The organism is Fontibacillus phaseoli (assembly GCF_003337355.1).
Classification (GTDB): domain Bacteria; phylum Bacillota; class Bacilli; order Paenibacillales; family Paenibacillaceae; genus Fontibacillus; species Fontibacillus phaseoli.
On the sequence record NZ_QPJW01000002.1, the window covers coordinates 287401 to 310104 of the forward strand.

Sequence of the window (22704 nt, forward strand, 5' to 3'; positions counted from 1 at the left end):
CGCATAAGGGAGGTTTTACATCTTGAATCCGCATCCCCCAGGCTCAGCCGGTAATTCCGCCAAGCTCCCCGCCGTTCCGGTCCAATTCGACAGTAGCTGGTACGAAGACCTGGAAGCCCGACTGAACAAGGGCGGCCCGTGGGACGATTGGAAGCTGTTCAACCTCGCCGGTCAGGCCGAAACGGCTTCTCTCGTTACGAGTTTTGAAGAAATGCAGTGCCTGAAGCACCTGCCGCAAGAGCAGGTTACCCCGCTTCCGCACCAGACGGAGACGGCCCGGAAGGTGCTGTTCGAGATGCGCGGGCGGGCCATCCTGGCTGATGAAGTCGGCCTGGGCAAAACGATCGAAGCCGGGCTGATCCTGAAAGAATACATCATCCGCGGACTTGTCCGCAGAGTGCTGATTTTGGTACCCGCTTCCCTTGTCCTGCAATGGGTCCGTGAGCTGAACCAGAAGTTCGCCATCCCGGCAATTGCGCAAAAAAAAGAGCACTCCTGGCAGAACGACGTGGTCGTCGCCTCAATGGATACCGCCAAGCGCGATCCGCATAGGGATATTTTACTGAACAATGAATACGACATGGTCATCGTGGATGAAGCACATAAGCTAAAGAACAAGAAGACAACCAACTACCAGTTCATGCTGAAGCTGCGGAAAAAATACTGTCTGCTCCTCACCGCCACCCCGGTGCAAAACGACCTGAGCGAACTGTTCAACCTGATTACGCTGCTTAAGCCGGGTCAATTGGGCGGACAAAACGACTTTGCCTCCAACTTTGTATTCGATAAAAGAATACCGAAGAACGAAGGCCAGCTCAAAAGCGAGCTCGCCAAAATCATGATTCGCAACCGGCGCGGCGACGGCGAACTGGAATTCACCAAACGCAACGTCAAGAATATCAACGTCGAACTATCGCCCGAAGAAAAGAAATTATACGACGGGGTCACCTCCTTTGTCAAAGACCAATACAATGCAGCCGGCGGCGACCTCAATAGCATGCTTTCGCTCGTAACCCTACAGCGGGAAGTATGCAGCAGCCGCGATGCAGTGTTCGTCACCCTGGTCAACTTGTCCAAGAAACTGGCGCCCGATTCCCCGCTGCGCGACAAAATCTGGGAGCTGGTCGGCATCATCAAGACAATTCAGGTGAACAGCAAGGCCGAAAAAACGATGGAGCTCATCCGCGGCATGGAAGACAAGGTCATCGTGTTCACCGAGTACCGCGCCACCCAGGAATATCTGCTCAAATATTTCCGGGAACGAAATATGACGGCCGTGCCTTACCGCGGAGGCATGAACCGGGGCAAAAAAGACTGGATGATGGATCTGTTCCGCGGCCGGGCCCAGGTCATGATCGCTACCGAAGCCGGAGGGGAAGGGATCAACCTGCAATTTTGCCATCAGATGATCAACTTTGACCTGCCCTGGAATCCGATGCGGGTCGAGCAGCGGATCGGCAGGGTCCACCGGCTGGGCCAGCAACACGACGTCCAGATTTACAATCTGTCCACTAAAGGAACTATCGAAGAACATATCCTGAATCTTTTGCACGAAAAAATCAACATGTTCGAAATGGTCATCGGGCAGTTGGACGTGATCCTGGAACGGTTCGAGAAAAACGACTCACTGGAAAAAAGCATCTACAAAATCCTGCTGGAATCCGGCAGCGAAGAAGAAATCGCCACCCGGGTCGATTCCCTGGGCCGATCGCTCCATTCGATCCGCGAAGAAATTGACGCGAAAGGGTCAGGCGCTGAAGAAGCTACCGGGCTGCAGCATCTGTTGGAGGTGGATGAAGCATGACGATGACCCAGGAACAAATCCGCGAATATGTCATGACCTATCTGGATACGACGGAATGCCAGTTTCTCGAAAAATCGCCGTATCACGTCACGGTCAAGCTGTCTGCCCGCGCCGACCGCGACTTGACGAACCGGCCTTATTACTGGGGCTTCATCGAACGGACGGGCGTCGAACCGGAGACGATGACCTTTTCTTTTATTTTCGATGCCGATCGGCATCAGAAAATGCAGGATGTGGCATCTCCCAAAGCCGAGGCCCCGCCGCAGGAAGATCCTATCCTTGGCCGGCATTTCGGTGCCATGAGGCCCCTGCCGATCCTCGGGCCGGGGCGGATTCAACGCGAAGAGATGCATTTCGGCAGCCCCCGGCTGAAGCAGATTTTTACTGCCGCCAGACAAGGCGGACGAGCGGTCTACCTGTTTGAGGATCCGGGCCCCAGACAGCGATCCACCCTGATTCCCGCGGCCTACGAGCCCTGGCTCGGCTTGCGCTTCAAGATCGAGTTCAGTTGCGATATGAAGCGGGAGGAGCTTCACTTCTTCGGCGTCTCGCTGCTAACGGGCCAAATCGATGAAGACTTCGGCGAGAGGCTCACCGGCATGACGCTCATTCCCCGCATGCCGGAAAACATGCACATTGCACCGACCCGCTTGTCACTTGACCAGGGGCGTCTGTCCGTGGAGACCCGAATCAGCGAAAAGCTGCAAGAATGCGATCCTGCCTGGGCCGACCAAGCCAAAGAGCGGCTTAACGAGGAGCTTGCGTTGATCGATTCCTACTATAAAGACCTGCTCGAAGACCCCGACGAAGAACGCAAGCAGGCGATCATGGAGCAGTACGAATCACGGCGGGGAGAAATCCGCTGGCAATACGAGCCGAGAATTGTCGTATCCGCTCTGGGCAGCGGCATCTTTCACCTGCGTTCGCCGCGATAAACAGACATTGACCGTTCTCGCTAAAAAAGAGCAAAAATAGAAGGAATCGGCAGCCCTGCCGCGCGACAGATTGCAGCATCCTTTTCAACTCCGCTTAGCTACAATGGACAAGCACCTCTGTACAGTCATCAAGGAAACCGGCATGTTCACCAAAACCTAATGAAGTGCAGGTGATTGATTATGAAGATCGGAACGATTACAACAAGATATGCCCGAATCCTGCTTTGCGCCAGCCTCGTTTGGTTTGGTGCCTTTCAAGCTAACGGTCAACAGCTTCTTTTCGGCTTTGCATCCGCCGCGGCTGCGGATAATGACGTGGCCCCGGCACCTGAGAAGCTGCAGCAATTCGCTGCCGAGGCAATACAAGAATTGGCCAAGCAAGAGACGTTCACCGGCTGGGCCCAAGCCTCCCCCATCATCGAACCGCTCGGCCCCGGAACGCATAGCTGGCTAGTGACCTTGAACTCGGGAACCTCCGGCACCCCCGGACCTTTAGGATATTTAATCATCTCCGCTACGCCGGAAGGGACATATAAGCTAGTCGAATACGGTTTAGGGGAGAATTCCGTTTTTGCGAAGCCCGCTCTGGAAGCCGGACTGGCCGAACTTGGAATTTCATCGAAGAGCAGATCAAGCACCGGCATTACCCCGGTTTACGCCGGGCCCGCCCTGGCGGAATGGATGATCTCCGCCACCGCCAAGCCCGGAACCGTCCACTTTCTTGACGCCGTTACCGGAGAGGTGCTCCCCGAGAGTACGGAAAGCTGGAACAGACAGGCGGCAAAATATAGGCCGCCTGCCTCCGCGGCCGGAAGCGGCCAACCTGCGTTGAATTCGGAAGTAACCATCCGATTGGCCGACCCTTTTGACCCTTACGATAATATTCTGTGGATGACGGAGGAGGCTGTTCGGACTACCGCCGGCCATATCAACCCTATCCTGAAAGCTCTGAAGACCAGCAGCCGCCTTGTTTTTGTTGCGAGCGGCCCGGAACGCACTTATTCAATTCCTTTACCCGTGTACGGTTACCAAACCTGGAAGTCGGACTCGGTCTCATCCGGGGATGCCCCCGCCGTTTATATTCTTACGGGCACGGATTCCGCCGAACGATGGATTTCCCTTGATGCGCTGCTGAACAGCGGCAAATTTGTCGCCTATAAAGATTAATGTAATACAAATAATAAAGGCAGCCGAGTCTTACCGGCTGCCTTTTGATATGAATCGTTCGGTTCCCTTGTCCCGCTGGCGTTTTCGCGGGAGTTGCTTCATCCACAGGGAGATTGAGAAAGGAATCATGCCGAACCAGCGGTTCACCCAAGGTTCTCTCCCCCGCGAACGCTCCTTCCTTACATCCCTAGGCGTCTCAACGTAATCGACGACCCGTTCCGTGATGTATTTCACCAATTCGTCGCCCTTTGCCATGCTGTCGCCACCTCCTTCTCATGCATGCTTCTATTCCGTAGTGTGCACCTTTTCAGGTCATCATAAACAATCATCATGGAATGCATGTTTTGTGAAATAACGGCTCAACCTATGGACTAAAGATCAACGACAAACTGCAGCTTATGAAGCCGACAAAAGGGTGAGATCATGACAATCAAGACCTACCTCATACTGTTACTTTTCACGCTCACGGCTTTCCATGTATGGATCGCCCCCGTTGCCGCATCGGCCGATGGAAATGATAACGACCTCCGTCACGCCTTCCCGGAGCCGGTCATTTTGATCGACGTGGGCCACGGCGGCATTGACGGGGGTACTTCTTTCGGCGATCTTCTGGAAAAAGACATCAATCTGGCCGTAGGCCGCAGATTGTATATGATCCTGAGAAGCCACGGTTACAGGACGATCCTGAACCGTACCGGGGATTATACGCTTAGCGACGACAACCGCTGGCTGAACAGCCGTTCCAGGCATATGCGGGATTTGGCCCAGCGCAAAGAACTGAGCGAGCAGGTGCCCGCCTCCATCGTTGTCAGCGTACATGTCAACTGGGGTCGCAACAAGGCCAAAAGAGGCCCGCTCGTTCTTCATCAGGAAGAAGGGCGCAGCGCGGCGCTGGCGGGATCCATTCAACACGCCCTGGACGATTTGTACGATTTGCCCCGGACTACGCTGCCTGAATTGGGTAAACCTTTTTATTTGCTAAGGCACATCGACTCGCCTGCGGTCATCGTGGAAACCGGATTCATCAGTAATAGCGAAGACCGCGCCATGCTGATCAGCACGCGCGGTCAACAGAAAATCGCGGAAGCGATCTATGCTGGCATCGCCGAATATTTTACGGTAATGTAACCCCCCGCCCCGGTCCAACGCTGGGGCCTTCGTACGCCAATTCCGAGATTCCAATGAACTTGACCCCCTTGGCCTGGAACTCGGGAAGCGACTGCTTCAGCGTCGCAGCGGTTAATTTCCCGTTGATTCCGACATGGCCGATCGCAACGCATTGGCCTTTCTTGTCAAGGAACTCCTGCACCTTACGAAGTTGTCCGGCTATGTGGCGCGAACTATGGACATCATCCAAGAAGATATCGTTGTACAGATTCGGCATCCCTTTCTTTTCGCTGATCTGCGCCGTAACCGACCGGTAGTTCGTTTTGCTGTCCACGAAAAGCAGTCCCCGCTCGCGGCAAACATCGAGGATCACGGCCATGATCCGCTCGTCCCCGGTGATTTTGGAGCCCATATGATTGTTGATTCCCTTGGCATAGGGCACATTATCTATGGCCTTCTCGACAGCCGTGCGCACTTCTTCATCGCTCATCCGGGACAGAATCGCGCCTGGGCCCAGCCATTCGGGCTTGCCCTGCTTCGGCTCCATCGGAAGATGTAGCAACACGTCATGCCCTTACTCATGCGCCTTTTTCGCGTCTTCCTCCGTTGTAGGCAGAAAAGGCATCACCGCAACCGTTAATTTTACCGGCATCTGCAGAATCTCCGCCGTCCCGCCCATCGAGTTACCCAAATCATCGATAATGATCGCCAGTCGCTGCTGTGACTCCGCCGCCTGCTTGTCCTGAGCTTGATCCTCTTGCGGAATCGGCGTCAACACAGGCGCCGCTTCCGCCGCAGCCGACCCTGCGGCCGGATTCAACAACAGCGACCCGAGCAGCAGACAGGCTAAGCTTCTTGCTTTCTTTTTAATGCATCGCATTTCATTCGCCTCTCTCATTTTGAATTCGCGGTCTTCTTCAAATCAGGCTTTGCTTCCAATCGCTCCGCCGCGTCTTGTAAGTCCAGGCCAAATCCGCCAGAAACAGCAATAGCAAAGCAGGGCCTGCAATATTCCAGACCGATTCCAACCCCGCATATACCCGCTCCATAAGCGGGTGAATATAATGGAGAAACCCTAGGGAAAGGATGCCCCAATAGAGCGAAAAACGAAGGCAAATATGCCCATGAAGCTGCCCGCGGTTATTGGAGTAATCCCACCACTGGCGTCCGAACAACGTCCGAAGCAAATACCCGCTGACATATTCCACCGCCGTCGGAACCGCCAGACATAACAATACAATCAGAAACGGATTTCGAGACTCGCCCAAAAAAAGCAGAAGCAGCAAAGGCGCAAAGCCGTACATCGGTTTGTATGGCCCTTTCATGAACCCTTCTTTCCAAAACACTCCCGTTGTCCCAAGACTATATACGTTTTCCAGGATATAGCCGAACAGCGAATAGAGCAGAAAATAAAAAAGCGACTCCGCCACCAGCGTATCACCATGCCTTTCATCCAAATTATCCAGAATCGACCTTTTTATTATGACTGTCTCCGTACCGATTATGCGCGTAAGAAACCGGTTAATCGATTTATGAAGTCAATGTCGCGGATTTCACCTTGGTGCTCGAAGAATTGACGAGAATCCTGATTCGATGGCCTGCCATTCAAAAGCTTAGTTTTACCTCGTTATCCGTTTTGCACACTTTAACGTCCAAAAGCCCAATGCGCCTGACCGAACTAACGGCCACCGAAAGGTTACGCAGTCCGCCATTACCCAGTTGGTGACACGGCTTGAGCGGGACGGGTTTCTTGAACGCAGACCTGATCCGAAGGACGGCCGAGTCGTGTTGGTGCATTTTACCGCACTAGGCGTTCAAGTTATCGAGTCCCGTCGCAATGATCGTATGGCGCAGCTTTCCAAAATTATGGATGGACTAAACCCGGAGGAAAAACCGTCCATCGCCTCAGCTATTCCCGCCATGCGGCATTTGGCGAAATTGGGCAACGATTCAAGGCCTGCCAAATCTCCGCATTCGCATTCCCGTTGATTGCGGGTCGCGAGTCTATCATCATCAACCAAATTGAACGTTCATAGTACAAGGAGGAACCAATATGACTACAGCTCCTTTCGCACTGGAACCAAGTCCGATCCATCTATCGGACGAACTGCTTACCGATCTGTAAATCCGCCTGAAAGCGACCCGATAGCCTCTCGACACCGGAAACGACGACTGGTTTTACGGCGTAAACCGGAACTATCTGCAGGAACTCGTCGTCTACTGGATCAATCGGTACGACTGGCGCAAGGCCGAGCAAGCGTTGCTTCAAAATGAGATTCAACGACAAAAAGCTCCCGAATCGTCACAGGGACAAATTCGGGAGCTTCTTCGTTTGTAAATCCAATGCGGTCGAGAGGACTCGAACCTCCACAGGGGGGGTTAGCCTACACGGACCTGATCCAAGCGTCGCAAGGGTTTCCGGTAAAGGTTCAGCCGGTTTTGTTGTAACTTTCACATTGTTGGACAAAGGCATTAATGAAGAAAATGGTTATACTAATCGCCTGCTCTTTTTGTCGTATATCACAACGGTTACAATTGAAACAAATACAATCACAGCATTTGCGGCAATGGTTCCTGCCCAAGTCATAGTCATGGTTCCAAAGATAGGGGATGCCGCATTGAACATGGTGTGGAATAATACACACAAGAACACACGGCCTTTTCCCGATATTTTGTAGATTGCCCCGTTGAAAAACCGAAATGCCATGAGTTGAACTGCAAACATCCAAAAGTTAATAAGTCCCTCTCCGTGATTCGTCCCCGGAATGAAGAAGAGAGGGATATGCCATAAAATCCAAAGGATTCCGACAAAAACGGAAGATAAAACAAAACCATATTTTTTGTCAAGCTCAGGCTGCAATATGTACATCCAACCGGCTTCCTCCAAGCCACCGATCATAAGATTCCCGGGCAGGGCAAGGAAGAATGCATAAAATGGAAGAACCATTTCCGTACGGCCTGAAACTGCAATATGTATCAAAAAATACAGTGCAAGCCCTGCAACAACGAACAAATAAAGAGATATATTATTTTTGGCGTAAAAAACAGTTTTCAACCATTCCTTAAAATCTGCTATTTTGTTATTTTTCTTCAAAACGATATATGAGGCAATAGCGGGCGACAAAATATAGATTGCAAAAGGAATATTCATTCCAAATTGCTGTAACGAGTGAACCCAATTGTGAACCGAATATCCGAATGGCCCAAGAGCAATCAAAGCACCTGACACAAGATAGGCTATGCCAAATGTAAGAACCGTAAATTGAACTATGATTTTTTTGTCTCTCATGATTTCTTCACCTCACAGTTTGAAGTATACATAAAGTTTTACGGTTGACACTTTGACTTTTATCACCTAGTGTTTGCTTTCTGCCATTTCAAAGTTGTGCCAGCTTGCTTTTTGCCAAGGGTGTCAACTTAAAGAAAATTCAGGCATGGTTGGGACATAGCCACTATTCTACGACCGCCAACATTTATGTACTTCTTGAATACATCTCAAAGCTTTCTTCGGCTCAAGTCATGAGCAATACCATGCAAATTCCGGGTACGCAAAAAGCTCTTGAATTTCCGCTAGAGGAAACTCAAGAGCTCATTCATTGTTAAATTGATACGGTCGAGAGGACTCGAACCTCCACGGGGGAGGGCCCACACGGGCCTGAATCGCGTATGCGGTTGGGAACCAAGCAAAAATTAAGACAATCGAGAACAGAATTGTCAAAAGCCTTGCGAAATCAGGATTTTCGGCAGTTTTTTCGCCAAGCGTCGCAAAGGATTCCCGGCGATTCCATATATTGCGGCCAATTTTGGACGTTAAAGAGAATTTGGAGAGAACGACGAAAAAATCAGCCCACTCTCCGCCGTTCCACGCCCCGCATTTCAACTCAGGCTGCTTGAACCAACAGGCATAACGAGTAATTCAGCACCTTTAGGCATGCCGTAAGTGATCACGAAATCCCTTGTTCATCATTTCAGCTGTCTATCTTTCATCGCAGGCTCAAAGTACTCAAAATAATCGAAGTCAGCCGGTTTTCGAAAGCCGGTCAGGTCCTGACAGCATAGACCGACGAAAGCCCCCGTAAACCAGCCCTCATCGCATGCCTCATCGGATAGCGTACTGGCATCCAGAACTGGTCCGATGTTTTGGAACGCATACTCTCCTTCCACGGAATAGGCGAATTGCAGCTTGTCATGATCAACCTCAACGCGCAGCCATATCCGATCAGCGCTATCCGACAAAGAAACGTATCCGATTGGAGTTGCGTAATGGTTATTGATGGAGGACAAGATGCTGATACAGCGTCCTAAATCTTCATCATGCGTAACGTGTAAGTAATAATAATTATGCGTATCGTACAGACAAATCAGGCCGGCCATTTGCTTAAAACTCGTCGGTTCGAATTCGAGGCAGGTGCTCGCCGTAAATTTAAACTCTTGCCAGCGCCTTGCGACAAGGCTCTGTCGGTACTTTGAGCCGAGTCCTTCCCTTCCGTAAAGCCGGAGATACCCTTTTCGCTCCGTCAGGGAATAAAACGTGTGGTCGAGCGGAATGCGCAACGACTGGAAATGGATATCCAGCCTATCGTGGTCGAAATCGTCCCGGGTCGGCCGGCCCGGAAACGGATGAGGTGGAAGATCGGGCCCTTTCACCTCCGCATCCGGCAGCACAGTGCCGTTCGCCAGGCGGAGCCAGCCGTCCTCGGTCCATTCCACCTTTTGAATCGCTGTTTCACGGCCCAGCGTATATTTGCGGTCGCCCTTTTCCGTCCGGTTCTCCAGCGCTCTCCCGCAAAGATGAACCATATACCACTCTCCGTTCTGTGTCTCGACAAGATCGCCATGCCCCGCTTTCTGCAATAGCAGATCGGGATGATTTCTTGCCGTCATCAGCGAATTGCCGGGATACGCTTCGTAAGGGCCGAACAAATTTTTGGATCTTAACATGGACTGGCCATGCCCTTCGCCCGTCCCCGTATCCGCCGCGAACAAATAATAATAGCCGTTTCGCTTATAGATGTGCGGGCCTTCCAGAAAAATATCGTTGCTCGCATAGATGGTCACGGCGTCCCCAATCATGCGCCGTTCCTTCTCCGAGTATTCCTGAATAACCAGATGTCCCTTGTACCGCTTGGTTACCCGGTGATCCGTGACCATGCTGACGATATACTTGCGTCCGTCGTCATGGAAAAGCGAGGGGTCAAACCCATAACTGTTCAGAAAAACCGGTTCCGACCATTCCCCGCGGATATCCGTCGCCGTCACCAGGTAGTTGGGGGTATCGTACATTTTGACATAGAAAGAATTAACGACGGTGTAGACCAGATAATAAATGCCATCGTGATAAGTCAGGCATGGGGCCCAAACCCCTTGCGAGGCGCCGACACCCCGAAGATCCAACTGTGTTAGGCGGTTCAGCGGCCGGTTAATCAGTTCCCAGTGCACCAGATCTCTGGAATGATGAATTTGCACGCCGGGAAACCATTCAAACGTGGAAGTGGCGATATAGTAATCGTCATCCACCCGGATGATGGACGGATCGGGATTAAATCCTCTCAATATCGGATTTTTAATCGTGTTCAAAACGTTGCCCCCTTAGATCTTCAAGCCTACGCTCCGGCGGCTACCACAAATAAAGATCGTTGCCTTTCAGCTTGAAGAGCGCTTCCATAAAATAATAATCGCCATATATAATCGCGTGATGATGCGTCTTGCTGTGATAAGCACCTGTGCCGTAAAGCAGAATGTGATCGGTATCCGGAGACCAATCGATACGCGATTCGTCCAGCGTTCTGAGCAGCTTAAGTGCCGCCGTTGCATACGAGCGGCTTTCATGTCCGCCGACAGATTTGGCGATTTCGATGAGCCCGCATGACGCTATGGCTGCAGCCGTATCATCCGCCAGCCTTGGTTCCTCTGGCTGCCGGAAATCGACCGGGATGATGCCGTCCTCCGGAATATTGGCCATAAAATAATGCGCAACCCGCTTGGCCGTCTGCAAATACTCTTCCTTTCCGGTATGAATATAGCTCATCATAAAGCCGTAAAGCGCCCACGTCTGCCCGCGCGTCCAGGAAGACCCTTCCCCATATCCCTGTCCACCGTGCGAGCGAACCACTCCCCCGTTAAAAGGGTCGAATTCGACGATATGGTTGACGGATCCGTCAGGACGGACAAAGGCCGACATGGACGTATCCGCGTGTTTCATTGCGATTTGCTTGAAGCGAGGATCCCCCGTTTCTTCCGTCGCCCAGTAGAGAAGCGGGATGTTGAGCATGCAGTCGATGATCGCCCAGCCGCGCGTGTCGCCTTCCTCCAGATCGTTCCAGGCCCGAATGAAGCCCCCCGCCAAATTGAAGCGTCCCGCCAAAAGGTTTGCGGCATGGAGCGCACGCTTCCGGGATTCCGGATTGCTTGTTACTTTGCAATTCGCGACGCTGGTTGGTAGCCACATAAACCCGACATCATGATGCAACCCGTAAAATTCCTCAAAGCACCGGTCCAGCTTCGCTTCGGAAATTTGAGCGATTTCCTTGTATTTTTCGTTGCCGGTTTCATGAAACATGAGCCACATCATGCCCCCCCAGAAACCGTTAGTCCACCAGTTGATGCCGTCAGCCTCGCTGCTTGAAGGATTATCCAAGGATTTGTCGTCATGCACCCCGTTCACGGTCGTATAAGGAATTTTGTTCCGGGAGCGCTCGCTGACCGCGTCAATCTTGGCCGTCGCTTTGGCGATGACGCCATCCAGCCATTGTAGTTCCATAGCGTTTAACAAGAAATGTTCCCGCCTTTCATCGGGTATTTGCTCAAACGGTATCCAATTTTCCCGCTTGATAAAAGCGTATCATTGTGATTTTGTTTATGAAATGAAGTTTTTTAAGCCGTAGATGCGGTGATTATAGAACTTGTCAGCTGCCTTCCTTTTCTTCAGCCACCCATTTCGTATTTAAGTCTGTATTTCTATATCTTTTTTTCTTGCTTCCGGCATCACATGCAGATACGTAACTTCTCCATCTTTCAGATCGCATTCTACCAGGGTATTCTGAGGTGCATAAAGCTTAAAGGATACATCCTTGTTTTTATCCCAGGCGGGGAATAACCTTATTTTATCCTTGTCGCACTGCATAAGCATTTCCTGAAGGCCAATTATCCCGGATCCACCATGATTATGGTCTGGTGTCCAGTCGTGACCAGGACCCCAAAAAGTCGGAAACCGCTTTGGTGCATTGTCAAATTTTTCATACAGGTATTTCCAGGCTTCTTCTATCAAACCCAGTCGGGCTGCAAAAATGCCATTTTGATGCCAACTGACTCCGAGATACATCTCCTCGGTTGGAAAAGGTTGGCGATAAGTGTTTCGCCCGATTTCCCGTTCTTCCTCCGTTAAACCAAACGGACTAAAAGGGAAGATTCTGTATAACTGTGGAAGTTCACAGTTAAAGGGCTTCGGACTGTAAGATTCCGCCGGCAAAAATACTTTTCCCCCTGCTTCACCGACGCCGATTGGAAGTTCTGGACATCTCTCAAGATAGTCCCTGTACTTTTTCGTTTTCTCTTTATCCTTCAAATAATCGATCAGTCCTTCGAGTACGCAACGAATACCTGCGACCGCATCCATAGGATTGGCGCAGCCATAAACCGTATCGTTTTTGCTGTGCGGATCATCTCCTTTAAACGTCTCCAAGGCCGTTGAAGGAAATAGGTATAGCTTCCCTTCTTCATCCAAAGGATAATACTCCATATAAAAGTCCAAAATATTTTCGATATAATTCATGTAAACCTCAATAGATTCTCCAGTATATCTGGAATATTCCAGCATCATCAGCGCAAATTCCAGTCCGGATGAAAAATGCAACCTTACCCATGCATTATCCTCAAGTCCGGTCGAAATTTCAGGCGAGCGATTCCATCCGTATTCCGCTCCTGTGCAGGTACCAAAAATATTTCCCTGTTCATAAAAGAAAGCTCCTTTTTGACGGAAATGAAGATTCACCCGGGCCTTTGCCCCCTCCGTCAGATTTTTGAAAAAATCCAGCTGAACGCGCATGCTTTCAAAATCGCCTGTCTTCAACATTCCCCAATAAACAAGTCGCTGATTTTGCGAGGTAAAGCCTCCGCCGGACCAGCACCGGAAATCCGGTGTCTTCCCTTCATCAAAAGTAAAAAGTCCCCCATTAAACTTCGTCGGATATTCCCCATAATAATTACAGCCCAGCATATAACGGAAAAGTTGATAATTCTTCCCCAATCGGAACTCACTGGACTGCTCATCGTTTTTATTAATGTATATATAACTTTTTTGAAAATAATTTTTCCACCACTGAACCGACTTCTCAAAAACGGCTGAAATTCCGGCCTTTTGAGCCAGTTCACCCTTCCAAATTTCCATATTTCCACAACATTTTGTATGAAGGGTAAGGATGATTTCTTGATTTGTTACCGCACTTGTTGTTTCATATGAATACCCTAAAAAATCTGTTCCCGCATGAATCCCCTCGTATTCTCCACTATATTGCATTCCCTTCATAGTCAATATCCCTCCCATAGTGCGGTCATGCAATGGGTTGGGGATTTTATCCTGAACAGATTCCAATTGCTGCTGTTGTATGATGTGATTCCAAGCCGTTTCCGTATTTTTGTTACGATGATAGAAGCATATACTTTCTTCCCTAGTTTCCACTACATCCGGATAGGTAACTACTCTACCAGGATAACCAAATTCATAATCTCTGCATTGATGACGTTCGTTTTTGGATACTTCCCTTTCCCGGTAACGCCAGTTCTCCAGTGCAGCCCGAAGGGAGTGAGGCTGATCCGATTGATATTCAATATGAATTTCCGGTTTGGTTACCGCCGCCCAAATTCTGAATCGAATCTTATCCCCTTCATCCCCGGCCTGAATATTTATATAACCTTCTTCTAAATGCAACTCCTGAATAAAGTTTTTCTCAAAGATTTCCCGACGATCTTCAATCCAAATACGTAGCCGAGCCAGCTTCAGCATAGTGCAGTTTTCATCAAATGTCCCACTTTCTGAAACATATAAGTATAGATAATTGTTCTCTACCCATATATTACACCCTGTGTCATATCCACCAAGCGGCATGCTATCCGCCGAACCGTTGCTCTGGGATGTCCATACAACATTATATTTTTCCATCATAAATGAGAGTCCCCCTTCTAAATTGGTTATCAGATTTCAAAGGGTCAGTTTCAGTGCAAATAGGCCAAAACAAAAATATACATCCTCAAATATCAAATGTAATTTGGTTTGAAAAATCATTAAGTTCCAACAAACCTTCCTCGGGCTGCAAGATGAGCCGATCATTAATGCGGAGCCGCGTAAAACGGACGCCCGAAACCGTTCTCTCGGCATCATAGCCGAATATTCGGCTTGGGTTAGAGCACGTCCCTTGATACCGGATGTCTTCAAAGGTGATATTTTCGATCCGGTTCCCGGGAGCCGGATTGTAATCCCGGTTCTGCATCACTCGGACATCGATCAGCCGTCCCAGCTCAAAGTCTTCGACCCGAATATTTTTATACGAAATATCGCGGATCGTATTTTTGTCGCCAGCATTGATGGCCATGGCTCCCATATAATTGACTTGCGGCTCGTGATGCTCCAGAATATCTATGTCTTCAAACCGCACATCATATAACGTATTGCCGTTCCCGCAATGATCGCCATGTGTTCCCATCATCAGCGGATGAGCGACGTCAGCCCACAGCACCGCATTGCGCACACGAATACGGCCGGAATCCCCGCGGTAATCCCATCTCGACCCGTAAATTGCAATACAGTCATCCGACGTGCGCAGAAACACATCGTCGATTTCAATATCGGTACAAGCCATCATATCGATGCCGTCCGACCAACCCCGGGTGCTGAAGGATTTGAAATTGCGGATGCGCACCTGCTCCGATTTGCCTAAATAAATGCTGTAATGCGGCGGATCAAGGACCGTGATTCCTTCCACATCGATGTTCCTGGAGAAGATAATCCTTACCCCTCTGAATGCCGAAAAGCGATGGAAGTCCGAGAGATACAATATGCCTCGCCCCCGGATGACCACATCCTGAACATGGTCGCAAACCAGCGATCCGACCACGATCGCGCCCCCGGCTATGTACACCGTAGTGTGGGAAGGAATACGTAAAACCGTCTCTTCGATATAGTGCATTCCAGGAGCAAAATACAGCGTTTTCCGCTCGGTGCTGCCGTTTGGTCGCTCCAGCAGTCCAAGCAGATCCTCCGTCCGATGGATCCCCGGCCGAATAAGCTGAATCCCGTTGTCTTCAGGCAACGGCGCGTCCTGCTCGCACGGGTTGGCGAAAAGATGCAAATTGGTAAACCGGTCCCCGTTGATCTCTATGGATAGCTTCCGGGGTTGATTCAACGTAAACTTAACCGCATATTCATCGTACGAGAATTTCACATGATACGATAAAGGCCGGATATCGACACGGTGAACCGGTTGTTTCCGGCTCTCAATCCTCACCTCCATTTCGCCTTCCATATCAAAATAGGCCATGGATGCGCTTCTGACGTCATGCATATCCACTTTGGCTTCATAGACAAACAGTTCCTGCCAAGCCTTGCCGGGCTCACGGACGTACACCGCAAAATCATCGTTTCTCACTGCGTCCTTGGGCGCCCCGTAGATAATCAACTGATTCATCGATAAACCACCTCTTTGGTTTGTTGATATTAATTCCCATATTTACCTAACGTCATTGCGCACCACGGGAACATTTATGAATACACGGGTTCCTGTTCCCGGATTACTCTCAAAGTAAATGCACCGTTGCTCACCGAAGTACAGCTCCAAACGCTTTTCGATATTCTTCACCCCGTACCCGCTTCCGTGAGTTCGTGGCCTGCCGTCCCGGTGGTAACTCATCCCGATTCCATCGTCTTCAATCGTCAACACTAATCGATTATTGCATACCCTTCCCCGAATGAAGATGTTTCCCTTGCCTTCCGGCTTCTCTGTAATTCCGTGCAAAATCGAATTTTCTACCAGCGGTTGAAGGGTTATTTTTGGCAACATGCAATCGAGGGCATCGTCCTCGATATCGGTCTTAAAAACGATTCGATCCTTGAATCTTCTTTGCTGAATCTCTACATAAATACTTGATAATCGCAACTCATCTTTCAACGTCACGAAGTCCTCGCCCTTGTTCAAGATCAACTTATAATAATCCGACAACGCGTATACCACTTGCTGAATATTGCTGCGCTCCTCTCTCTGTGCCATCCAGTTCAGCATATCCAGCGTATTATACAGAAAATGAGGGTTAATCTGGGATTGAAGCGCCTTTAATTCGGCCCCGATTTTTTCCACACCCAAACGGTACTGCTCTTGCAGCAACTCTTGTACGCTGTTGATCATGTAGTTGTAGCTGGAAACCAACCGTCCTATCTCGTCCTGGCTCGGCTCTATGTCCAGTTTGCGCAGTTCTCCCCTGCGAATTTGATCCATTTTCCGGATCAGTAGGAATACCCGGCCCGTAATGGACTTTGTGACCGGATAAATAAGAATGAGCAATATAGCAATCACAACTATATACATGGTCAAAATCTGGGAGCCGACTTTATTTACCGCTGCCGATGCCGCTTCTTTGGGAATCATCGTTGTCAGGTAGATCCCGCTCTTGCCGATTTGGTTGCTGCGATACAGGTAGTCCTTACCATCCAATTGCACAGCCTCAAACCCATTGCCTGTTTCCTTTAAAAAAGGCAGCCGGGTTAATGCCTCTTCCTGCTGGCTGATTGCAATCCTATGACCTTTACTATCCATCAAACCAATCGTCTGCTCGGGAACCGTTTTGGTCAGAATGGCCCGTATGGGCTGCAAATCCATATGGATGACGACCATTCCTATGGAATCTTGATAGTCTCTCACATTCCATAAAATTCTGCCGAGGGCGAGATACGGGATGGATCCCGTAACACGAACATCCGAGTAAGAAAACCAGACGGGCTCTCCGGTGCTGGTTAATACCTTTTGCGCCCATGGTTTCCCTTCAATAAATCTCAGCTTTCGAAAGCGCGTATCCGTTCCGGAAACCACAAAGCGATCATCGATATAGTACACGATGCCGTCACTTTCCGAACTTTCTTCCAATATTTTGGTGTAAGAATCAATTTTTTCGAACCCGAAAATTTGCTCCCCGATGTCCATGTTTTCCGGTCCCTGGTTCAGCGCATCCACCAAAACATCATTTAGAATAATCATGGTGGATAGCTTCTCAATCCGCCGAAATCTGTCCGACAGCGATGTTAAAGCTTGTTCGTAATTTTGATTGACCGCGTAATTCTGGCTATTCAACGTCTCTTGCTTGATTTCCAGATAGGATATCGTAAAAGTGGTTATCAAAGGCGCTAGTCCAAACAGCGCTAGGATGATCAATAGCTTTTTTCTAAGTGAAAAATTACCAAACAAATGTTTTTTCATTGTGTCCCCAGCTTCCGGTATTCAATGGGGGTAAGATTGGTCGAAGCACGAAAAACCTTCGTAAAATAGCTTGGACTTGCAAATCCGCAACGTTCAGCGATCGTGTTGATTTTGTAGTGCTCATCCAATATCATTTTTTTGGCAAGTTCCAACCTGTAGTCTCCGATGTACTGCTTCAGGGTGAATCCCGTCTCGTTTTTGAATAAATAACTTAAATGACTGGCGGACATATGAACATGTTCGGATATTTCCCGGACATCCAAGTCGGCATTGCGATAATTGGCTGCCACAAAATTCATTACCTCACGCACAATGCTTGAATAGGATATGGACTCTCGTAAATCTTCTATATAGGCGGTAAAGATAATTTTCATAAAACTTCTCAGCTCATCAATTGAAGGACTTTCCAATATATCTTTCTCCACATCTCCTTGGCTGCTGACATGGTTCAGTCGTGCCAGTACCGTTGGTTTCTCCAATAAAATAGCTTGTGCAAAGGAGAGAAAGAGATTGCACACTCTTTCTCTCCTAAGATATTCGTCCTCTTTAATCTTGCCACATAGGGAATCAAGCCAATGGGGCAGCTGTTCGGGGGTTTTTTTATAAATTGAGAAGAAATCGCTATAAAGATCCATCCCCGACTCGGAAAGTTTCTTCGCTTCGAAACAAAACAAACGCTGTTCCGGGCGGTAAAATGACAGTTCCAGAGTTCGGTTCGCTGTCCGATAACTGTCTGCAATGCCTTCAAGCGCCGCTGCTTTCAGTCCCATCCCGATTATCAATTCGTTGTTTTGATGAATAAGATGATGGCATAGCTGCCGCACTTTGCTGAGTTCGTCATGTTTAAGAGCCACAATTGTAAGAATTCTATTTTGATCCTCCCGGACGTTCAATGACGGATACTTATGCGCATCCCAAAAGGCTTGATGCATTTCCGTATCCAGTACTTGATCTGACTGCTTGGTCATGACGGACGAAACGATACAAACGTAATGACTGTTTGCCTGGAAACCAATTTCTTTGCAAATCGGCAAAACTTCACCTTGGATTACCATCCCGGATTTTAAACTTTCAGTCAGGCGTTGTCGCTGCAACTTCAACTTTTCCGCTAGTATAATTTGCCCCTCTTGCTGCAAGCGAATTGAATTAACCGCTTTCATTACAGCAAGTTCCAGATCCGGCAGCTTTATCGGCTTCTCAATATAATCCACGGCGGACAACTTAATGGCGCTTTTTAGATAATCTACTTCCATAAAACCGCTCATAAACAGAAGCTTGCTCTCATTGCAGCGATCTAAAAGCTTCTCCGCAAATTCGATTCCACTCAGCTTCGGCATGCGTATGTCCGTAATGACGATATCCGGCTTGAAGCTGGCCGCCTCACGCAAAGCCTCCGCTCCGTCCCTTGCCTCTTTGATCTCCTCAATGCCAAACGCTGACCATTTTACGGACTCCAGCAAGCCAAGACGAGTATAGTCATCATCATCCACAATAAGCAGTTTCATGGCTTTCTTCTCCTTGGACAGGTTGTCAATTGATTCTATTGAGTTTATTTCTGTTTGGTTGCTGCGAAATCATCCAATGCCTTCTGTAAGGCAGCCATATATTTCTCCATGCCCGCACCTTTCAATTGCTGGTTCATGGTATCCAGATCGTCCTCTATGCTCTTTTTTATTACCCCTACTGCCAATGGTATTGCGTATTGGGTTCTGATGGTTTCAATATTTGCCATCTCGGCCGTTATATCTTTCGTGTCGAAAACAAAGCCTTCATAAGGATCAATGCCATTCTTTTCGCCCAGCTTAGCGCCTTCGGTTTGCAGCCTGTCATATATTGCTTGCCATTCGCCCGGATATTTTTCCACACGGTTCATGTAGCCATCATTCAATCCGGTCCAACCCGGCTTTTTGTTCTTGGGGTCTATTCCTTCAAACGTAATAGACTCGCCGTCCAATTTATAATGTTCATCTTTTACCCCGTATTGCAAAAGGTCGTAGTATGCTCTATCCGTATGCGCTTTTTCAATAAACTTCAAAGCGGTCTCCACATTTTTGCTGTGCGCTCCTATGGAAATCATCGTTGTGGTTTCCACGGAGTGTTTAGGTAAAAATGCGGTATCCGGTGCCAAGTCTACCGTGTAGTCAAGCCAACCAAACTCCCAATCTTTGTTTACCGCTTTCAGTTGGTTAATATAACCGCTGCTTACAGCGCCAAAGTGATTGGTGAACTCAAGAGGCTTTTTGTTGGCTTTCATCAGTTCCAAGGTTTTACTGGTTTCATTGGCTTGTCCTGCCAAAATATCACGAGCCACAATACCATCGTCATACCATTTTTTTGCAATCCGCAGAGCCTGCTGATACTCAGGTATGTCGTAGATTGATGCGACTTTATAGGGATCGTTGACAGGCGCCATGGTAGTCATTGTGCCTGTAGGGTCCAAGTATTTATCGCCGGCTAACATTCTGAACACATTGAGGATAAAGCCTTTATCGCTAATCATCGGAGTATCGGGGAATTCCTCCTTGGCCTTATAGAGGTATTTCTCTACCGACTCCAAATCCTTGACTTCCGGCAGGCCCCATTGCTTCCGCAAGTCTTCCCGGTAAAAGAATCCCCAGTTGCCCCCGCCGGGTTTACCGTATTGCGGAATCCCATAGAGTTTGCCGTCAAGCGTTATCCGGTCCAATATACCTTTGTAATGCTCGACCAGCTTCGGCGTTTTTGATAACGAAGGCTTCAAATCAGCAAATGCGTTCTTGGTGGCAAAATTTTTATAGTCCGACCAAAAGCCGCCGGCATAGAGATCATACTCTTTGGCCACAATGGCCCGGCTGATTTGATTTTTTTCATCTCCCCAAGGAATAAAGGTGAAACGAACGATGGCCCCAAGATCCTTTTTGGTCAATTCATCAAGCTGCTTGTAGAAATTGTCCATTCCCGAAGCCGGTTCGGTTCCCATGGTCAGAGCTTTTAATTCCACAATTTTAGCAGGCTCCCGGGACGCATCCGGAGATGGCGAAGCCCCATCATTCTTGCCGGATGAGCAAGCAGCCAGCGATAATACTAGAGCCGACACAAGCACCCCCGATAAAACCACTTTCAATTTTTGGATTACTGTCATTACAATCCCCTCCATTTATTGGCACTAAATTTATGTTAAATAGAGGAAACATTTTTTATTTAATCGTGTTTCCCCTATACAACAACACATTCAGTCTGTTAGCCTTTAACGCCGCCGATAGTTAGTCCCGAAACGAAAAACCGCTGAGCGAATGGATAGAACAGGATCACAGGTCCAGTGACCAGCATCGCAGTTGCCAGTTTCATCGTTTCTGTCGGAAGTTGATCTACTATGATTTGCGAATCACGAACAGCATCCGTTACACGGGATAACATGCGATACAACAAATATTGCAAGCCCCATTTATCCTTATCCGCCACAAGGTAAAGACTGTATCCAAACCAGTTATTCCAATAGCTTAATGCAAGAAACAATCCAATCGTTGCCGAAACGGGTTTGCACAGCGGAATGACGATTTGCCAATAAATCCGAAAATCTCCGGCACCATCTATTCTTGCGGATTCCATCAATGAATCCGGGATTCCTTTCACATAATTGCGGTACAAGAAGATGAAAAAGGGACTCATTAAGCCGGGCAAAATAATAGCCATCAGGGAATGATCCAGATGAAGAACATTAACATTAACCAAATAAGAAGGGATTAGGCCGCCACTGAACAAGGTCGTGAAGTAAATAAAGAAAGCCGCTTTGTTCCGATGCTTAAAATCCGGTCTTGACAAAACGTAACCGCTCATCGAGGTTACGATTAACCCCAGCGCAGTCCCGGTTAACGTAACATAAATGGTAACCAAGTATGCGTTCCCAATAGTACCGCCTAAAGTCGTAAAAACTACACTATAGGCATCCAGAGTAAAATGTTGAGGCAAAAAACTGTACCCGTTGACAGCAATCGCAGACTCGCTGCTAAAGGATCCTGAGAGTATCAAAATGAAGGGCAACACACAAATGATGACAAAAAATAAAACCATCAAAACGGAAACGATATTGAAGATTTTAGTGCTTTGATCTACACGGATTTTATTGCTTTTTGATTCTAACGCAGCCATAGCCGGCTCCTTTCCTTTTCTCTGAAATGGGTTGATACGTTCATAAACTAGAATAGCGCGTTATCTTTATCTACCTTTTTAACAATCGCATTGACCGTTAAAATGAGAACCAGACCAAAGACCGATTGGTACAAACCAGCAGCAGACCCCAATCCAATGCTGAAATTAACGGTTAAGGAACGGTACACATAGGTATCGATGATGTCCGTAGCATTAAGTAACAGCCCATTCTGGCCTACCACATTCCAGAACAAATCGAATTGTCCCCGCATAATGCCGCCAAGCGCAAAAAGTACCAGGACAATAATTGTCGGCTTTAAAAGCGGGAGCGTGATATGAAGAATGCGCTGCCATTTTGTTGCGCCGTCAACATAGGCGGCTTCATATACACTTTCATCAATCCCCATAATCGAAGCCAAGTAAATGACACTGCCGTAACCAAGCCCCTTCCAGATTTCAATTCCTACAATAATGAACGGCCAAACTTGAGGCGTTGCATAGAAATCAAATTTTTCAAAGCCTAAAAAGGAAATGACACCGTTTACAACTCCGTAGTCAAAATTAAACAAGTTGTAAACAATGGAGCTAACAATAACCATTGAAACAAAATAAGGCATAAACATAAGCGTTTGCGTAGTTTTGACGAATTTTTTATACGTCAGTTCTTTCAGTAATATCGCAACGGCTATTTGAAAGAAGTTATTCAATATAATAAATGCGACATTATAAAGAACTGTATTTTTTGTGATTTTCCAAATAATCGATTCCATACCCCCGTGAAACAGAAACTCGAAATTTTTCAAGCCGATGAACGGACTCGTTAAACCTTTGCTGAAATCGTAATCAATAAATGCATAATACAAACCGAACATAGGCAAATAACTAAAGAAAATAAAAAAAACAACCATCGGAATTAACATAAAATAATAGGTCTTATGCGCTCTGAAATCGGAGAACCATTTTTTCTTTCTCGTCTTAAGTTTGGTTCCAACAACCATTGGCGTATGTTCCATAACATCCCTCTCCTTCTAAAACAAGTTTAGCAATGCAGGAGAGTAGCGCATATATTACTTTTTCCCGATTCATTGTACTTTTGTATTGTTTT

General features: G+C 48.2%; 17 protein-coding genes and 2 pseudogenes. 6 read left to right on the top strand and 13 right to left on the bottom strand.

Annotation, left to right across the window (positions count from 1 at the left end; all coding sequences use genetic code 11):
- Positions 1-22: 22 nt before the first annotated feature.
- The 3 genes from DFP94_RS08790 (at position 23) to DFP94_RS08800 (ending at position 3906) form a co-directional block, all read left to right on the top strand.
- Positions 23-1804 carry a DEAD/DEAH box helicase gene (locus tag DFP94_RS08790; protein ID WP_114496091.1) on the top strand — a complete coding sequence of 594 codons (1782 nt, stop codon included), beginning with the start codon at positions 23-25 and terminating at the stop codon, positions 1802-1804.
- Positions 1801-2739, top strand: coding sequence for a YqhG family protein (locus tag DFP94_RS08795; protein WP_114496092.1), 939 nt, complete (start codon positions 1801-1803; stop codon positions 2737-2739). Before DFP94_RS08790 ends, DFP94_RS08795 begins: the two co-directional genes overlap by 4 nt.
- A gap of 180 nt (positions 2740-2919) precedes the next feature.
- Positions 2920-3906: a hypothetical protein gene (locus DFP94_RS08800; protein WP_114496093.1), complete on the top strand. Its 987-nt coding sequence runs from the start codon at positions 2920-2922 to the stop codon at positions 3904-3906.
- Positions 3907-3936: 30 nt separating this feature from the next.
- On the opposite strand, the gene DFP94_RS08805 is transcribed toward DFP94_RS08800, so the two are convergent.
- Positions 3937-4161 carry a YqzE family protein gene (locus DFP94_RS08805; RefSeq protein WP_114496094.1) on the bottom strand — a complete coding sequence of 75 codons (225 nt, stop codon included), beginning with the start codon at positions 4159-4161 and terminating at the stop codon, positions 3937-3939.
- Between the two features lie 168 nt (positions 4162-4329).
- Between DFP94_RS08805 and DFP94_RS08810 the strand changes: the two genes are divergently transcribed.
- Positions 4330-5034 carry an N-acetylmuramoyl-L-alanine amidase family protein gene (locus tag DFP94_RS08810; RefSeq protein ID WP_114496095.1) on the top strand — a complete coding sequence of 235 codons (705 nt, stop codon included), beginning with the start codon at positions 4330-4332 and terminating at the stop codon, positions 5032-5034.
- Here DFP94_RS08810 and DFP94_RS08815 read toward each other — a convergent pair.
- Positions 5021-5911: pseudogene (locus DFP94_RS08815) on the bottom strand (divergent polysaccharide deacetylase family protein). The gene DFP94_RS08810 and the pseudogene DFP94_RS08815 overlap by 14 nt on opposite strands.
- Positions 5912-5930: 19 nt before the next feature.
- Entirely contained in the window at positions 5931-6470 is a 540-nt protein-coding gene (locus DFP94_RS08820; protein WP_245954632.1) for a putative ABC transporter permease, read from the bottom strand.
- A 328-nt stretch (positions 6471-6798) separates the two neighbouring features.
- Between DFP94_RS08820 and DFP94_RS25965 the strand changes: the two genes are divergently transcribed.
- Positions 6799-7002, top strand: a complete 204-nt coding sequence (locus DFP94_RS25965; protein ID WP_245954695.1) for a hypothetical protein — start codon at positions 6799-6801, stop codon at positions 7000-7002.
- 184 nt (positions 7003-7186) lie between these two features.
- Positions 7187-7351, top strand: a pseudogene (locus DFP94_RS25970) (epoxide hydrolase N-terminal domain-containing protein); the annotation flags it as partial.
- Between the two features lie 150 nt (positions 7352-7501).
- Here DFP94_RS25970 and DFP94_RS08835 read toward each other — a convergent pair.
- The 10 genes from DFP94_RS08835 to DFP94_RS08885 all read right to left on the bottom strand — a co-directional run bounded on the left by DFP94_RS08835 (position 7502) and on the right by DFP94_RS08885 (position 22612).
- Positions 7502-8302, bottom strand: coding sequence for a CPBP family intramembrane glutamic endopeptidase (locus tag DFP94_RS08835; protein ID WP_114496096.1), 801 nt, complete (start codon positions 8300-8302; stop codon positions 7502-7504).
- 674 nt (positions 8303-8976) lie between these two features.
- Positions 8977-10590: a glycoside hydrolase family 43 protein gene (locus tag DFP94_RS08845; RefSeq protein ID WP_114496098.1), complete on the bottom strand. Its 1614-nt coding sequence runs from the start codon at positions 10588-10590 to the stop codon at positions 8977-8979.
- A 40-nt stretch (positions 10591-10630) separates the two neighbouring features.
- Positions 10631-11773 carry an AGE family epimerase/isomerase gene (locus DFP94_RS08850; RefSeq protein ID WP_114496364.1) on the bottom strand — a complete coding sequence of 381 codons (1143 nt, stop codon included), beginning with the start codon at positions 11771-11773 and terminating at the stop codon, positions 10631-10633.
- 183 nt (positions 11774-11956) lie between these two features.
- The gene (locus DFP94_RS08855) at positions 11957-14173 is read right to left on the bottom strand and encodes a DUF5703 domain-containing protein (protein ID WP_114496099.1); all 2217 of its coding nucleotides are present in this window, start codon (positions 14171-14173) and stop codon (positions 11957-11959) included.
- Positions 14174-14258: 85 nt separating this feature from the next.
- Positions 14259-15692, bottom strand: coding sequence for a glycosyl hydrolase family 28 protein (locus tag DFP94_RS08860; RefSeq protein ID WP_114496100.1), 1434 nt, complete (start codon positions 15690-15692; stop codon positions 14259-14261).
- A gap of 42 nt (positions 15693-15734) precedes the next feature.
- Complete coding sequence (locus DFP94_RS08865; protein ID WP_114496101.1) at positions 15735-17471, bottom strand: sensor histidine kinase; 1737 nt, start codon at positions 17469-17471, stop codon at positions 15735-15737.
- Positions 17468-18976 (bottom strand): helix-turn-helix domain-containing protein, encoded by a 1509-nt coding sequence (locus DFP94_RS08870; RefSeq protein WP_114496102.1) that lies wholly within the window; start codon positions 18974-18976, stop codon positions 17468-17470. Before DFP94_RS08870 ends, DFP94_RS08865 begins: the two co-directional genes overlap by 4 nt.
- A gap of 44 nt (positions 18977-19020) precedes the next feature.
- Positions 19021-20592 (bottom strand): DUF3502 domain-containing protein, encoded by a 1572-nt coding sequence (locus tag DFP94_RS08875; RefSeq protein WP_245954636.1) that lies wholly within the window; start codon positions 20590-20592, stop codon positions 19021-19023.
- 98 nt (positions 20593-20690) lie between these two features.
- A complete protein-coding gene (locus DFP94_RS08880) occupies positions 20691-21344 on the bottom strand; it encodes a carbohydrate ABC transporter permease (RefSeq protein ID WP_245954638.1) in 654 nt (217 codons plus the stop codon).
- Positions 21345-21646: 302 nt separating this feature from the next.
- A complete protein-coding gene (locus DFP94_RS08885; RefSeq protein WP_245954639.1) occupies positions 21647-22612 on the bottom strand; it encodes an ABC transporter permease in 966 nt (321 codons plus the stop codon).
- Positions 22613-22704: the final 92 nt, after the last annotated feature.

Excerpts from the sequence above, each read along its gene's own strand:
- DFP94_RS08850 (WP_114496364.1), bottom strand. The coding sequence starts at position 11,773 with ATGGAACTACAATGGCTGGATGGCGTCATCGCCAAAGCGACGGCCAAG.
- DFP94_RS08810 (WP_114496095.1), top strand. The coding sequence starts at position 4,330 with ATGACAATCAAGACCTACCTCATACTGTTACTTTTCACGCTCACGGCT.
- DFP94_RS08875 (WP_245954636.1), bottom strand. The coding sequence starts at position 20,592 with ATGACAGTAATCCAAAAATTGAAAGTGGTTTTATCGGGGGTGCTTGTG.
- DFP94_RS08860 (WP_114496100.1), bottom strand. The coding sequence starts at position 15,692 with ATGAATCAGTTGATTATCTACGGGGCGCCCAAGGACGCAGTGAGAAAC.
- DFP94_RS08805 (WP_114496094.1), bottom strand. The coding sequence starts at position 4,161 with ATGGCAAAGGGCGACGAATTGGTGAAATACATCACGGAACGGGTCGTC.
- DFP94_RS08870 (WP_114496102.1), bottom strand. The coding sequence starts at position 18,976 with ATGAAACTGCTTATTGTGGATGATGATGACTATACTCGTCTTGGCTTG.
- DFP94_RS08885 (WP_245954639.1), bottom strand. The coding sequence starts at position 22,612 with ATGGAACATACGCCAATGGTTGTTGGAACCAAACTTAAGACGAGAAAG.
- DFP94_RS08835 (WP_114496096.1), bottom strand. The coding sequence starts at position 8,302 with ATGAGAGACAAAAAAATCATAGTTCAATTTACGGTTCTTACATTTGGC.
- DFP94_RS08800 (WP_114496093.1), top strand. The coding sequence starts at position 2,920 with ATGAAGATCGGAACGATTACAACAAGATATGCCCGAATCCTGCTTTGC.
- DFP94_RS08865 (WP_114496101.1), bottom strand. The coding sequence starts at position 17,471 with ATGAAAAAACATTTGTTTGGTAATTTTTCACTTAGAAAAAAGCTATTG.
- DFP94_RS08795 (WP_114496092.1), top strand. The coding sequence starts at position 1,801 with ATGACGATGACCCAGGAACAAATCCGCGAATATGTCATGACCTATCTG.
- DFP94_RS08855 (WP_114496099.1), bottom strand. The coding sequence starts at position 14,173 with ATGATGGAAAAATATAATGTTGTATGGACATCCCAGAGCAACGGTTCG.